The organism is Faecalimicrobium dakarense (genome assembly GCF_000499525.1).
Lineage (GTDB): Bacteria > Bacillota > Clostridia > Peptostreptococcales > Peptostreptococcaceae > Faecalimicrobium > Faecalimicrobium dakarense.
The window spans coordinates 1-16,001 of sequence record NZ_HG529430.1; the positions used below are offsets into that span (position 1 = coordinate 1).

The window sequence follows — 16,001 nt, forward strand, 5'->3', positions numbered from 1 at the left end:
AATATATTGGTATCTCATTTTTTTATATTTCTATGTATTCTAAATCAGGTTTTTCTTCAAACCATTCATCATCATTAAAACTATCATCTGCTATTTTTTCTATTGGCATCTTCATATACTTGCCTGTTGCAGTTACTGCAACTTCTCCATTTGGGAGAATTATCTCTCCGCTACCTTCAAATAACTTTCTATTTTCTTTAGTTATTCTACCAACTATTTTTATTTCAGTATCTGTTGGAACTGGCTTTTTATATTTAAGTTCTAATGATACAGTAACGCCCCAAATAGTATCATCGCTTATACTTACTGCTCTTCCTATAGTTTCATCAAGTAATGCTGCTGACATACCTCCATGTACTCTACCAGGATAACTTTGATGCCAATCTTTTGTATTACATATCGCTACTAGTTCATTATTTTCTAATTCATAAAAAGATGTTTTAAGCCCAAGTTCATTTTCTACACCACATACTATACATCTTTTACTATTATTTTGTTTTTTAACTACTTTATATTTCAACGTTAGTACTCCCTATATATTTTAAAGTTATTTAATATTAATGATAAACTTTACATTAACTATAAAAGGCGATAAGTTTAAATTTATCACTTTTTAATTAAAAATTAATTCCGAAAAATTCTACTATCTCTTCATCATTGTAATTTATAACTAATTCATTTGGAAAATCTAAATCAGATATAATTTTTTGTGAATAAGGAAATTTCCCTACATCATAAGATATATGTGCATCACTTCCAAGCACGATTCTTACACCATATTTTTTACAAAGTCCAAGCATAATAGTTATATTTTCCCATGCACCTTGTCTAAAAGTATTTGGTTTTAATGATGAATTATTAATTTCTAGTAAAATATTTTTTTCTTTAGCTTTTTTTACTATAATTTCATAATCAACTTTATATCTATTATCATCTAAATGGCCTATTATTTTAATCTTTGGATGGTCCATTACTTTTAGTATCGTATTAGTATTTTCTTCTTTCGATCCTGCTACTAAGCATGGATTATGTAAACTAGCTATCATATAATCTATATGAGTTAATAAATCTTCTTCAACATCTGTGTTTCCATTATAATCGATAATATTTGCCTCAATACCCCTAAGTATTTTAACTCCATCTACTTCTCTCGGTATAACATGCATATTGTGAAAATAAAACGGATGAGGTCCCCCTGGCATAGTAGGTGCATGTTCTGAAAGTCCTAAATATTTTAATCCTACTTTTTTAGCCTCTGCTATATTCTCTTGTACTGTGCTATAAGCATGACCGCTAACTATAGTATGTGTATGTAAATCAATTAAAGCTTTCATATATATATCTCCTCTAAATTATCATTTTAAAAATAAGCCATATTTTTAAAACATGGCTTACTTATATTTACTATTAAAATTTTAAATCTTTAAATTTATCTTTGAATAAATCCCCAAGACTTCCTAAAGAATCCTCTACTTCTAAGTATTCACTTATATCTTCTTCAGGCTCTCTTGTAACTTCCTTTATTGATACTACCATTCTCTTATTCTTTGGCTTAAAGTCAATTACCATAACGTTAACTTCATCTGAAACATTAACAATATTAGTAACTTTCATAACCCTTTCTTCACTTAATTCAGATATAGGTAAGAATGCTTCTACACCTTCTCTTATTTGTACAAAGGCACCTTTTTCAATTATTCTAACTACTGTACCTGTAACTATATCATCTAATTGCACTTCTTCTTTTATTAAATCCCATGGATCATTATTTATGTCTTTTAAAGCTAATGCAATCTTTTTAGTTTCAGCATCAACATCTAATACATAAACTTCTACTTCTTGTCCTTCGCTTAACATATCTTCTACTGACTCAACTCTTGTCCAAGATAAGTTATTTAGATGAACTAAACCTTCAAGACCACCGATATCAACAAACGCTCCATAAGGCATTAGTTTTGTAACTTTACCTTCTCTTTTTTGTCCTACTTCTAAAGAATTAAATAATGCTTCTTTCTCAGCTTTAACTTTAGCTCTGTAAGCTTCTCTATCTGCCTTAGCTTTCGCTTTTGCTTCTTCTTTTTCAGCTTGTATTCTAACTCTTCTTTCTTCTCTTTCTATATCTATACGTTCTTGTAATACTTCTCTATGAGAAGCTACTAGCCTATTTTTCTTAGTATCCATTTCTTTTATGTAAACTTCTAAATTAAGACCTACATAGCTAGATGTATCATTAACAAATTTTGTATCTAATTGAGATATTGGTATGAATAATGATTGTGTATTATATGTAGCAAATACACCTCTTTCAATGTTCTTTTCTACATTTACAGTTATTATTCTATGTTCTTTGTAAGCCTTTTCTAAACTTTCTAAATCTGCTCTTTTATCTAATTGTAATTTAGATAAATGTATTACTCCATCTTTATGATAAACTTTGCTTATTATAGCAATTATTTCATCTCCTACGTTATATACGTCACTAGCATATTGCCCTTTTAAAAGGTTTAATTCTTCAGTTGATATAACTCCGTCAAATCCGTAGTTTAATTCTAAAACAACACCTTCATTAGTTATTTTAGATATTTTTCCAGTTATAGTTTGTCCAACTTTAACGTTGCTAAATTCTTGTTCTTGTTGGTCTAATAATTCTTGCATAGATAAGTTATTCGTCATGACTTTCAATCCTTTCATTCTAATTATCATACATATAAGTATTATACCATTAATATTTCAAATACTTAAATTTTTCTTGTAATATTTTATATCATTACTATGACTTAAATCAAACTTTTTATCCTTTATATTTTATAATATAACTTTTACATCGTCCTTTATAATTATTGAATCTGGATTTACTGTACAATCGTATGCTAATACATCTACACCCTTCGTATTTGCTATCTTTAAAGCATCTGCTAATTCTATATGCATTTTTTTATTAGGTGTAAAATAAAGTACATCCTCCATTTGAACTACAAATATAACATAGCATTTATATCCTCCTTCGCTTGCTTTTATAAGTTCGTTGATATGTTTTACTCCTCTTTCTGTTTTAGCGTCCGGAAACATTACTACATTTTCTTCTTCTAAAGTAGCTCCTTTTATTTCTATAAATACTTTCTTATTTTCAGTTTCTAGGTATATATCAAATCTTGAATTTCCATATGTTTTTTCTGCTTTTATTAATTTAATTTCTTCCTCTAAATTTGGTAATATTATTGATTTATTAACTAATGCTTCATATACTACTTTGTTAGGAGCTTGAGAGTCCATATTTATTAATCTATCCCCTTTTTGTACTGCTATTAATGAGTATTTTGTTTTTCTATTTGGGTTGTCACTTTCCTCTAGGTATACCGTACAATTTGGAGTAAGTAGTTCTCTACATCTTCCAGTATTTTTAACATGTACTTTTTCTGTATTACCGCATACATTACAATAGGCTATAAATCTATTGGGCCTTTCTATAAATTCTGCTTTTATTGTATTGTTATATTTCATTTTAACTCCTTTAGTTTATCTTTATATTACTATGTTATTCCATATATATTTTTAAATTTATACCTGTTTTATATGATAATCAATCTACAAATTACTAATATTTAAAATGCCTCTTCTTTTATAATATACTCTATTTTTTTCTGCATATAAGCGTTTAAGATTAAAATTATATTTACTTAATGTAATTTTTTATTTTTTAATATATAAAAATAACCTTAATCAATATTGATTAAGGTTATTATAATTGGAGCTGGTGATAGGAATCGAACCTACAACCTGCTGATTACAAGTCAGCTGCTCTACCGTTGAGCCACACCAGCAAATTTATTGGAGGCGACACCCAGATTCGAACTGGGGATCAAGGAGTTGCAGTCCACTGCCTTACCACTTGGCTATGTCGCCTTGTTTACTACACTATAATTATATGATTTTTACCATCATTTGGCAACCATTAATTTAAAATATTTTTTTATATTAAGTAGCTTTTATATTATCTTTAAATCTATATAATTTTATTCATGTATTTGCAAACTATTTTATTTTTATTTATATAATTGAATATAAAAATAGTAGGATAATATATATTATCCTACTATTTACTTATATTATTCTAAGAACATTTTTATATCATCTTCTACAGTGCTTATTCCACCTATTCCGAAGTTTTCAACTAATACTTTAGCTACATTTGGAGATAAAAATGCTGGTAATGTTGGCCCTAAATGTATATTTTTAACTCCTAAGTATAGTAATGATAATAATACTATTACAGCTTTTTGCTCATACCATGCTATATTAAATGCTATTGGAAGCTCGTTTATATCTTGTAATTCAAATACTTCTTTAAGCTTTAATGCTATAAGAGCTAATGAGTATGAATCATTACATTGTCCTGCATCTAATACTCTAGGTATACCATTTATGTCACCTAAAGGTAATTTATTATATTTGTATTTAGCACATCCTGCAGTAAGTATTACTGTATCTTTTGGTAATGCTTTTGCAAAATCAGTGTAGTAGTTTCTTGATTTAGCTCTTCCATCACAACCTGCCATAACAAAGAATTTCTTTATAGCACCAGTTTTAACTGCATCTACAACTTGGTCAGCTAATGCAAATACTTGGTTATGAGCAAATCCACCTATTATTTCTCCTGTTTCTATTTCTGTAGGCGCTTGGCATTTTTTAGCTTGCTCTATTATAGCAGAGAAATCTTTATTATCTTCACTTTCACCTTTTATATGTTTAACTCCTACAAATCCAGCAGCTCCTGTAGTATATATTCTATCTTTGTAGCTATCTTTTGGAGGAACTATACAGTTTGTAGTCATTAATATTGGTCCATTGAAGCTTTCAAACTCTTCTTTTTGTTTCCACCATGCATTTCCGTAGTTTCCTGCAAAATGAGTATATTTCTTAAATGCTGGATAGTAATGCGCTGGTAACATTTCAGAGTGAGTATATACGTCTACTCCAGTTCCTTCTGTTTGTTTTAATAATAATTCTAAATCTTTTAAGTCATGTCCTGATACTAATATACCTGGGTTATTTCTAACACCTATGTTAACCTTAGTTATTTCTGGGTTTCCATAAGTTCCTGTGTTAGCTGAATCAAGTAAAGCCATACCATCCACTCCAACTTTACCTGTTTCTAAAGTTAAAGCTATTAATTCATCTATAGTTAGGTTATCATCTAGAGTCTTAGCTAAAGTACTTTGCATGAATGCATTTATTGCTTCATCATCATATCCTAAAGCATTTGCATGTTTCATATAAGCTGACATACCTTTTAATCCGTATATTATAAGTTCTCTTAAACTTCTTACATCTTCATCTTTAGTAGCTAAAACTCCTACTTTTGTTGATTTTTCATCTAATATTGAATCTATTGAAACTGATTCACCGCTTCCTAATACTGCATTCTTTAATTTAGCTAAAACCCCTACTTTAACATCCATCTCAGCATTTGAAGATGCATTCCATAAAGCAGCTTCTGATAAGTTTTCTTTATTATTTAATTTAGCTAATAATTCTTCTTTAGTAGATAATGTCATCTTAACTCTTTCGTAGAATATTGCATCATCAAAGTTTGCATTTGTTATAGTTGTAAATAAGTTTATTGTTATTAAATGATTTACTTCATGATTAATTAATTTACCTTCTGATCTAAGTCTTGTAGTAACCTCTGATAATCCTTTTGTTGTATATATTAATAGGTCTTGCATTCTAGCTAAATCTGGTGATTTTCCACATACTCCAAATTTAGTACATCCTGTGCAACCTGCTGTTTCTTGACATTGAAAACAAAACATTTTATTTTCCATATTTTCATCCTCCATTTTTTAATGTGTATTTCATATACTTATTATAGTTTTAAATGCTATATATTTTCCGTAACCTATGTTACAATATCAAAATATAATAAATTTTTTTAATAGGTGATTTTATGTTTAAAAATAAAACCAGAAATGAAATAATGGATTTTTTTAAAGATTATAACTGTAAAATAGTTAAATTTTCAAAAAATGATATAATCGCTTTAGAAAGTTCTCCATGTGAAAAAGTCGGACTAGTTTTAGAAGGCAATGTTGATATTAAAAGAATTTTAACAAGCAATACTGTAATTCATTTATCTTCATTTGGACCTGGGCGTTTATTCGGAGAAGTAATTGCTTTTTCAGATACAAATAGATACCCTGCTACCGTTATCTCTGCTAGTAATAGCGAGGTTATGTTTATTGGTAAAAATGATTTTATAAAGTTTTGTACTCACCATCCTGATTTTTTAAGTATGTTCTTAAATGAATTAACTAATAAAATAATTACTCTTAACAAATCAATAGCTGGTTTATCTTTTAGTAGTATTCGCCAGAAACTAAGTAATTTTTTACTTACTGAATATAATATTCAAAATAGCTTATTTATTGAACTAAATATGACTAAGCAAAAGTTATCTGAAATATTAGGAGTACCTAGGCCATCATTATCTAGAGAACTTATTAATATGAAAAATTCAGGTCTTATTGACTATTCTAAAGATTTTATTAAAATACTAGATAAAGATGCACTAGAAGACATATTAATGGAATAAGAGGCATATATATGCCTCTTATTTTATTTTCTATATTAGATTTTTATTATTTTTACTAGTTCTTTTAATTTAACTTCATCTATTTTTCCGAATGGATTTTTATCGACTCTTACAGCCGTACCGAAGTGATAATCTTTAGCATTAGTTTTTTCTTTAATTTCATTAATATTGTTAAAGTTTAACCCTCCACCTAAAAGTATATTTATATTATTTGATTTATATATCATCTCTTTTATTATATCTATATTATTAAGTATGTTTCCTTTTCCTCCAGATGTTAATATATTTGTTATTTGGCTATGATTATTTAATGTATCTATGCTTTTTATACAATCAGTATCATCTATTGCCTTATGAAAGGTTACATCCAAATTCCCACACTCTCTTAGTAATAATTTTAAGTTATTTTCATCTATATTATTATAGTTATCTAATAAACCTAGTACAACTCCATTTGCACCAATATTTTTAACTATATCAATATCTTTTAACATTATATTAATATCTTCATTACTATAAACAAAGCTATTTGCATGATGTCTTATCATAATATTCACAGGTATCTCTACGCTATTTACAACTGCTTCTATAAGCCCAAAACTAGGTGTTACTCCACCTTCTGTCAATGCACTTACAAGTTCTATTCTATCTGCCCCACAATACTCTATCATCTTAGCATCTTCTACTGTCATCCCTATTATCTCTAACATATTTCCTCCTAATACATCTTCTTTTGTATTTATCTAGATTATATATTATAATATATTAATATATCTATAGAGTTTATATATTAAATAATTTAATTTTTTTTGTAAAAAGGCTCTATGTGAAGTATAACTTGAGCACTTTCATTTATTCTTTCTTGTATTTTCCCTTCTATTTCATGAGATAGTATATGAGATTGTTCTACACTTATATCAGGTTCTATCATTACGTGCATATCTATATGAATATCATTTTCGCTTCCCCTACTTCTTATGTTATGGATTCCTTTTACTTCACTGAATTCTTCTACAATATTTTTTATATATTCTTCTTCTACTATCGCTTGGTCTACTAGTACTCCTGTTGAAGATTTAAATATTTCATATGCTGAATAAATTATAATTCCTGAAACTATTAAAGATGCTACTGGGTCAATCCATGCTGGTAATCCTAACTTAACTCCTATCAAAGTAAATAAAACTCCTACGGATACTAATATATCACTTCTTGTATGCAATGAATCAGATACTAATATATAGCTATTTAACTTTTTACCTACCTTATTTTCATAAGTACATACAAATATATTTATTAAAAGTGTTAAAATTAACACTAGCAAACTTTCTGTTGTTATATATGGTTTTACTACATTTTGAAATCTTGAAAATGCATCAAAAATAATTTTACCTGCCATAGTAACAAGCATCGCCCCTATAAATAAACTTGCCATTACTTCAAATTTTTTATGACCATATGGGTGTTCTTTATCATTTGGTTTTGATGCAATGCTTATTCCTATTATTCCAACTATATTAGATGCTCCATCTGAGAATGAGTGAAAACCATCAGCTGTCATACTCGTACTTCTAATAGATATTCCTATAATAATTTTTAATAAAGATACTGCAAAGTTAGCAAATAAAATAATCCATAAAACTTGCTTTACTTTTTTATAATTATTAATTACCATAAGTTTCCCCCCTAAAAATAATATCCACTTTCCTATAATAATAGATTTCATTTGCATATTATCTAAAAAATCCATGGAAGAGTTTTAAATTAAAACTATCCCATGGATTTAATTCCACTGCCATAAAAGCCCGGCTAAATAATAAATACTGCCTGTTTAGTAAAAGTGATTATATTTTTTATATTAATTTTTTATACTATCTATATATTCAAATATTGTTATATTTGTGCATTCATCTTTTTTATCAATTAAATTTGATACAGTCACTCCTAAAAGCCTTATTTGCTTATCACTAACTTCTATATTATTGAACAAATTATATACATTTGTTCTGATATCTTCATGATTAGATACTGGGTGTTCCAGACTTAAGCTTCTTGTTATTTGAGTAAAATCACTATACTTTATCTTTATAGTTATAGTTTTTCCAAGCTTATCACAATAGTCTAATCTGTGTGAAACTTCTTCACAAATTTCACTTAGTATATCTACAACTTCTTCTTCATCAATACTTAAATTACTTCCTAGTGTAGTTTCTGCCCCTACTGATTTTCTTTCTCTATGAGGCTCTACTGGCCTGTGGTCAATCCCTCTTGCAAACTGATAAAATATATAACCTCTATTTTTAAATATATTTTCTAATTGATTTAAATCCAGTTTCCTTAAATCATATCCATTATTTACACCTAAATTTCTAAGTGTCTTTTCAGTTACTTTTCCTACTCCAAAAAATTTATTTACAGGTAGATTATCAAGAAAATCTTGTTTATTTTCTGGAGTTATTACTGTTAGTCCATTAGGTTTTTTATAGTCAGATGCCAATTTAGCCAAAAACTTATTATATGAAACTCCTGCTGAAGATGTTAATCCAACTTCTTTTAAAATATCCTCTTTTATTCTTTTTGCAATCTCTGTAGCATATTTTATATCTAATTTATTATTTGTAACATCTAAATAAGCTTCATCCAATGAAAGTGGCTCTACTAAATCTGTATATCTATAAAATATTTCTCGTATTTGAGCTGATACTTGCTTGTATACATGAAATCTTGGCCTTACAAAGTAAGCATAAGGACATCTTTTATACGCTATTTTAGCTGGCATAGCTGAATGGATTCCATAACTTCTAGCTTCATATGAACATGTTGCAACTACACCTCTGCTTTGAGGATTTCCTCCAACTATTACAGGTTTCCCCTTAAGTTCTTTATTATCTCTTTGTTCAACAGATGCATAAAATGCGTCCATATCTATATGTATTATCTTTCTATTTTCCTCCATAATTATCACCTTATTATATATTTTTTACCAGTTTTAAAAAAATAACTTGCAAAATTTTCAAAAAACCTTTAAAATAGGTATTCCAAGGAACTAAGTTATCTTACGTACTTGTTAACCGTATATTTATATTTATTTTTAAGATTATATAATTTTATATAAGAAAGACCATACTACATCCGTTGTAATATGGTCTTATATTTTCTATTTTTTAGCAACGTACGAAGTCGTTGGCGATATTAGCTAAGCTAATTTTTGATTAATTAGCATAGTAAAGATTTCTTGATGGATATTCTGGATCACTTGTAACATCTATTCCAAGTTCTCTAAATGTTTGTTCATCATTCTTACTTAATATAGTTGTTGAATGAGCTTGTGCTCCTTTTAACATAGGTAATGTTTCAAGAACTGCATGAGCTGTTGGATTTGTAACTGCACATATACTTAATGTAGTTAAAACTTCTTCACAACTTAACTCTGGCGTTCTACTTGCTAATGTTTTAGTTTTTAAATTTACAATTGGTTCAACGACCGCTGGTGATAATAAATGTATATCATCAGATATATTTGCTAAGTATTTTATAGCATTTAATATAACTGCTGCTGTTGCATTCATTAAGTTTGAACCTTTACCTGTAAGTATTGTTCCATCATTTAATTCTAATGCTACTACTGGGCAAGTATTATCCTTACTAGCAGTTTCTTTTAACTTAGCGCTGTATTCTCTAGCAGGCTTAACTACATTTCTATCTTCTGGCTTTAATCCTACTTCACTCATTATTAATTGAATAGTATCAAAAGCACCTTTATCAAATTGACCTTTTTTGTATTCACAAGCAGTCTTAAAGTATCTTCTTATTATTTCTTGTCTAGAAGCTTCTTTAACTACTTCATCATCTATTATACCAAATCCTACTCTATTAACACCCATATCTGTTGGTGATTGGAATATTGATTCTTTTCCTGTTATTTTTTCTATTATTTTCTTAAGAACTGGGAATAATTCTAAATCTCTATTATAGTTTACTGACATTTCACCATATTTTTCTAAATGGAATGAATCTATCATGTTAACATCTTTTAAATCAACAGTTGCAGCTTCATAAGCTATGTTTACTGGATGCTTAAGTGGTAAATTCCATACTGGGAAAGTTTCAAACTTTGAGTACCCAACACTATTTCCTCTTTTATTTTCATGATATAACTGACTTAAACAAGTTCCAAGCTTTCCACTGTTTGGCCCTGGAGCTGTCATTACAACTATAGGCTTAGTAGTTTCTATATATGGATTAGCTCCATATCCTTCATCACTTACTATTGTATCAACATCACTTGGATATCCTTTAGTTGGAGCATGTTTATAAACTTTTATACCCATTCTCTCTAATTTATTTATAAATACTGTTGTAGCAGGTTGTCCTTCAAATCTAGTGATTACTACACTATTTACATCTAATTCATAAGCTCTTAAATCATCTATTAATCTTAGAACTTCCATGTCATAAGTTATTCCGTAATCTCCTCTTATTTTATTTCGTTCTATATCTCCTGCATAAACACATATAACAATTTCAACTGACTCTTTCATATGTTGTAAAACTTTTATTTTTGCATTTTCATCAAATCCTGGTAAAATTCTTTTCGCATGTAAGTCACCTATTAGTTTTCCACCGAATTCTAGATATAACTTGTCAAAGTTATTAACTCTTTCTAATATGTACTTAGATTGTTCTTCTAAATACTTCTTATGATCAAATCCTATTTTCATATTTCCACCTCACTAAATTATTTTGTTTTGTTAACCGTATATTTATATTTATTTTATTGGTTTAAAGTTAAAATTCCTATAATTTACTTAACACTCTACCGGTATTTTTTTCAATTATTTTTTCACTTTAAGACTCTATTATACATTTAAGCTAGTTATATTTCAAGACGATTTTGACTAAAAATCCGATATATTCATATGTAAAAACGCCTACAAACCAGGTCTATCACTAAAGTTTATTAATCGTAAGTTTTATTTATTTATAAATCATATAAAATCTAATTTCCTTATATAAAAAAGTAGACTGCTATTATGCAGTCTACTTCCTTTAATTATTAACAACAACCGTCGTCAAATATACCACCCATTCCACAAACTATTAATAATAATATTAAGAATGGTATCCAATCACATATATCAAATTCTGCCCATGTATCTTGGAATACTAAGAATAAGAAGAATAATACTATTATCCATATACCTCCTGCACAATCACATCCGCCAAATAATCTGTCTAACATTTTGCTACCCCCTGTTGTATTTAATTCTTTGGAGTTTTACTCCTGATTTATACTATGAGAGTTTTTTGATTTTTGACATTACTTTTTTAAAATATAAAAAATTTATAGTTTTAATCTACAGATTTTAATGACTCTACCATTTCTACATTCTTTAGTTTATAGTACATTGCAAGGTTAACTATCAATCCTAGCATAATTGTAAGCAGACCTGCAATTATATAACTACTACTTTCTATAATTCTACCAAACATCATACTTTCTATTTCTACAGTTACCATTATAAATTGGTGTAATAATTTTCCTATTCCTAATCCAACTATAGTACCGATTACAGTAAGTATTATATTTTCTCTATAAATATATGCTGAAACTTCATTATCATAAAATCCTAAAACTTTTATAGTTGCAATTTCTCTTATTCTCTCTGAAATATTTACATTTGTAAGATTATATAATACAACAAATGCTAATGCTCCTGCTGATACAGTCATTATTAAAACTACATAGTTTAGGTTTTTTATTGTATCTTCAAAATTTTCCTTAAGACCAGTATTAAAACTTACTCCATTTACACCAGGTTCACCTATAAGTCTTTTTGAAATACTATCTTCTACTGACTTTGATTTATTATTTAAAATTCCAAGCACTCTATTATAATCTATATCTCTTTTAAATACTTCTTTATAGTATTCTTTAGACATATAAGCATAATGTGATATGTAATTTTCAGTTATACCTGATACTTTAACTTCGGCTTTTTTATCTTTACTATTTAAAAGTTTTATACTATCCCCTGCTTTTATATTTAAATCTCTAGCTACTTTTTCACTTAGTACAATTCCTTTATTGTCTAGTTCTATTGGCTTTTGTGATTTTCTATCTTTAAGTCCTACAAAATTTTTAAATTCATCAGTATTTTTAGGTATGACTATATTTATAGATTTTTCTTCTTTACCTAAAGATATTTTACCATTTTGATTGTTTACAAATTGATAATCTGATATAGCATTTTCTTCTTTTATATATTTTTCTATATCTGTTAATTCGCTATTTTTTATATTATTATCTAATATTACACTCATATCATATTTAAATATGCTTCCATACTGGCCATCTACTATCATTTGTATAGAATCCTGTATTCCAAGACCTGTTAGTATTAAAGCACTGCATCCTGAAATACCAAGGACTGTCATTAAAAATCTCTTTTTATATCTAAATATATTTCTTATAGTTACTTTACCTATAAACCCTATTTTATTCCATATAAACGGAATTTTTTCTAACATTATTCTCTTTCCATTTTTAGGTGCTCTTGGTCTCATTAAAACTGATGGTGTTTCTCTAAGTTCTTTGAAACATGCTGAGTATGCAGCTACAGTAGTTATAAGTACTGCCGTTAAAGTTACTCCTACTGCTAATTTTACATCAAATACTAAATCTACAGGTGGCAATGTGTACATTATTCCATAAGAGTTAAATACTATTATAGGAAATACCGTATATCCTATCATCAGTCCTAAAATACTACCTAAAAGACTTGCAATTAATGCATATAATATATATTTTTTAGCTATTTGTCCTGTTGTATACCCTAAGCCCTTTAGCGTACCTATATTTATTCTTTGTTCATCTACCATTCTAGTCATAGTAGTTAAGCATACTAATGCTGCCACTGAAAAGAAAAATACCGGAAATATCTTTGCTAGAGCGTCTATACTATTCGCACATCCTGCATATTCTGCGTAAGAATAATGACTATTTCTATCTAGAATGTACCACTGAGGCTTTTCTATTTTTTTATTTCATCTTCTGAATCTTTTATCTTTTTCTCAGCCTTTGCTAATTCATCATTTGCTTTTATTTTAGATTCATTTAATTTTCTTTTGCTTCTTCTATCTTTTGCTTTTGTTTTTTTAATTCATCTTCAGCTTTATCAAATTCTAGTTTTGATTTAGATTCCATACTTATAAGTTTTCTTTTTCATTAGATAATTTTCTTTATTATTATCTAATGTAACTTTAGTACTTGAAAGTTTATTTTCTATACCTTTAAACTGTTGCTTTTTATTTTCTAATTCATTTATTCCACTTTTATATGAACTGCTTAAATTCTGTAATACTAAATTATTTTTATTTAATTCTTGAGTAAAATTATTTTTTTCTTCTTCACTTAAGTTTTCTTGATTTAATTTTTCCTCTAATGATGAATTTACATTGTTTAAATAATTTATTTGATTATTTAATTCTTCTAACTTATTCTGTGCATCTATGAAACCTTGTTGAGCTAAATTTTTGTTGTCGCTAAATTCCTTTAAATGATTTTCATATTGCTTGTATCCATCTTTAAGCTCTTTTTCTCCTAAACTTATTTGTTTCTTTCCATTTGATATTTGTAGAGCTACTTCATTCTTTTTATTTTTTAACTGATTTTCTCCACTTTCTATTTGTTTACTATATGTATTTATATCATTTTCAGCTTTTTTTAATTCATTGTTTACTTCATTTTTTTTATCTTCAAATTCTTTTTTACCTTTTTGAAGTTCTTCATTTGCTACATTAATTACTTCATTGTATCTTTTATCTATTCTAAATTTTGATATATTATCTAATTTATCAGTTACATTATTTACCTTATCAAAGTACTTATCGCTGTAAGAGTCTTCTTCTTTAGCACCATCTACTGTTAAAAAGGCTTCTGTATATGCATCCATCTTAAAATCTTCTTGTGGAATCATTACTACTTTGTTTATAGTTCCACTTCCTATACTACTACTTCCTTTTTCATAAGAAAGATAATACGGTGTTTCAATATATCCAACTACTGTATATTCTGATTTTTTTAGACTATCACTAAGATTTTCATCAGTTCCTGAACTTAAATTTATCTTTGTTCCTAGAGGTATTTTTAATTTTTCTATCTTACTTCTTTCTATTACACATTCTCCAGATTTTTGTGGCAATCTTCCTTCAACAAGTTTTACTCTATTTATATAATCATCATTATTATTTTTTATATTATTTAATTCTAATGAGTGTACTTTTAAAACTTGTTGATTAGATTTATACTCTGTCAAAACATCAATAGAGTATGTAGGAAAAATTCCTTTAACACCTTTAATCTTTTTTATCTCAGATACATCATCATCAGTAAGCCCTAATGTAGATATAAGTTTTATATCCATAAGATTATAATCATCATAATACTTATCTGATGTATTTTTCATAACTGTTGGAGAAACTTTTATTCCTGAGAAGAATGCAACTCCCAATGCTACTATAAATAATATGGATAAAAATCTACCTTTAGATTTTTTTATATCCATTATAATGTCTTTATTTAAAATACTTTTCATTACTACCACTCAATCCTTTCTACTTCAACCGGATTTTCATTAATAGTAACGCTTTCTATCTTACCATTTTTAACTTTTATTACTTTATCACCCATAGGAGTTAAAGCTAAATTATGTGTAATTATTATAACTGTCATCCCCATCTTTCTACATGTATCTTGTAGTAATTTAAGAATTGATTTTCCTGTATTATAGTCTAGTGCTCCTGTTGGCTCATCACATAATAATAATTTTGGATTTTTAGCAAGTGCCCTTGCTATTGCAACTCTTTGCTGTTCTCCTCCAGATAATTGAGCTGGAAAATTTACTTTTCTATTTTCTAGACCAACAGCCTTCATAATTTCATCTATATCAAGTGGATCTTTACAAATCTGCGTTGCTAGTTCAACGTTTTCACGTGCAGTTAAATTTTGAACTAAATTATAAAATTGAAAAACAAATCCTATATCAAATCTTCTATATGTTATTAAATCTTTATTTGAAAAATTATTTATTTTTTTACTATTTACTATTACTTCTCCACTACTAGAACTATCCATTCCACCTAAAATATTTAAAATTGTACTTTTACCAGCACCACTAGCACCCGCAACTACTACAAACTCACCTTTATCTATAGAAAAATCTACTCCACTTAATGCGCTTATTTCAACTTCTCCCATTTTATATATCTTCTTAACATTTTTAAATTCAATAAATTTGCTCACTTGTTCCCCTCTATTCTTATTTAAATTTAATTTAGTATATTATATCATAAGTAAATCATTCTATTTCTTTTCTGATTATTTTATTAGAAAAATATTAAAGGAGAT

Annotated in this window: 14 protein-coding genes and 2 tRNA genes; 1 reads left to right on the forward strand and 15 read right to left on the reverse strand. The window is 27.6% G+C overall.

All coding sequences use genetic code 11. The features are described from left to right. Positions 1-22: 22 nt before the first annotated feature. From BN899_RS16820 to hcp, 7 genes are all read right to left on the reverse strand, one after another. Complete coding sequence (locus tag BN899_RS16820) at positions 23-520, reverse strand: PaaI family thioesterase (protein WP_042277879.1); 498 nt, start codon at positions 518-520, stop codon at positions 23-25. A gap of 97 nt (positions 521-617) precedes the next feature. Next, complete coding sequence (locus BN899_RS16825; RefSeq protein ID WP_042277881.1) at positions 618-1,334, reverse strand: phosphatase; 717 nt, start codon at positions 1,332-1,334, stop codon at positions 618-620. Between the two features lie 73 nt (positions 1,335-1,407). Beyond that, positions 1,408-2,703, reverse strand: coding sequence for a 30S ribosomal protein S1 (locus BN899_RS16830; RefSeq protein WP_242824223.1), 1,296 nt, complete (start codon positions 2,701-2,703; stop codon positions 1,408-1,410). 102 nt (positions 2,704-2,805) lie between these two features. Then, positions 2,806-3,501: a DNA/RNA nuclease SfsA gene (gene sfsA / locus BN899_RS16835; protein ID WP_042277885.1), complete on the reverse strand. Its 696-nt coding sequence runs from the start codon at positions 3,499-3,501 to the stop codon at positions 2,806-2,808. Positions 3,502-3,746: 245 nt separating this feature from the next. After that, positions 3,747-3,821: transfer RNA gene (locus BN899_RS16840), tRNA-Thr, on the reverse strand. 8 nt (positions 3,822-3,829) lie between these two features. Next, positions 3,830-3,903: transfer RNA gene (locus BN899_RS16845), tRNA-Cys, on the reverse strand. 203 nt (positions 3,904-4,106) lie between these two features. Next, positions 4,107-5,825 (reverse strand): hydroxylamine reductase, encoded by a 1,719-nt coding sequence (gene hcp, locus BN899_RS16850; RefSeq protein WP_042277887.1) that lies wholly within the window; start codon positions 5,823-5,825, stop codon positions 4,107-4,109. A 122-nt stretch (positions 5,826-5,947) separates the two neighbouring features. On the opposite strand from hcp, the gene BN899_RS16855 reads away from it, so the two are divergent. Next, positions 5,948-6,592, forward strand: coding sequence for a Crp/Fnr family transcriptional regulator (locus BN899_RS16855; protein WP_042277889.1), 645 nt, complete (start codon positions 5,948-5,950; stop codon positions 6,590-6,592). A gap of 35 nt (positions 6,593-6,627) precedes the next feature. On the opposite strand, the gene BN899_RS16860 is transcribed toward BN899_RS16855, so the two are convergent. From BN899_RS16860 to BN899_RS16890, 8 genes are all read right to left on the reverse strand, one after another. Beyond that, positions 6,628-7,302, reverse strand: a complete 675-nt coding sequence (locus BN899_RS16860) for a copper homeostasis protein CutC (protein ID WP_042277891.1) — start codon at positions 7,300-7,302, stop codon at positions 6,628-6,630. A gap of 89 nt (positions 7,303-7,391) precedes the next feature. After that, positions 7,392-8,261: a cation diffusion facilitator family transporter gene (locus tag BN899_RS16865; protein WP_147568600.1), complete on the reverse strand. Its 870-nt coding sequence runs from the start codon at positions 8,259-8,261 to the stop codon at positions 7,392-7,394. Between the two features lie 189 nt (positions 8,262-8,450). Then, complete coding sequence (dinB, locus tag BN899_RS16870; RefSeq protein ID WP_042277896.1) at positions 8,451-9,548, reverse strand: DNA polymerase IV; 1,098 nt, start codon at positions 9,546-9,548, stop codon at positions 8,451-8,453. A 256-nt stretch (positions 9,549-9,804) separates the two neighbouring features. Then, complete coding sequence (locus tag BN899_RS16875) at positions 9,805-11,313, reverse strand: DUF1846 domain-containing protein (RefSeq protein WP_042277898.1); 1,509 nt, start codon at positions 11,311-11,313, stop codon at positions 9,805-9,807. Positions 11,314-11,648: 335 nt separating this feature from the next. Further along, positions 11,649-11,834, reverse strand: coding sequence for a hypothetical protein (locus BN899_RS16880; protein WP_042277900.1), 186 nt, complete (start codon positions 11,832-11,834; stop codon positions 11,649-11,651). Positions 11,835-11,944: 110 nt separating this feature from the next. Then, positions 11,945-13,510 carry an ABC transporter permease gene (locus tag BN899_RS19975; protein WP_242824224.1) on the reverse strand — a complete coding sequence of 522 codons (1,566 nt, stop codon included), beginning with the start codon at positions 13,508-13,510 and terminating at the stop codon, positions 11,945-11,947. Between the two features lie 278 nt (positions 13,511-13,788). Continuing rightward, positions 13,789-15,189 carry an ABC transporter permease gene (locus BN899_RS19980; RefSeq protein ID WP_242824225.1) on the reverse strand — a complete coding sequence of 467 codons (1,401 nt, stop codon included), beginning with the start codon at positions 15,187-15,189 and terminating at the stop codon, positions 13,789-13,791. A gap of 2 nt (positions 15,190-15,191) precedes the next feature. Further along, on the reverse strand, positions 15,192-15,851 hold the full coding sequence (locus BN899_RS16890) for an ABC transporter ATP-binding protein (RefSeq protein ID WP_173399950.1): 660 nt from the start codon (positions 15,849-15,851) through the stop codon (positions 15,192-15,194). Positions 15,852-16,001 lie beyond the last annotated feature (150 nt).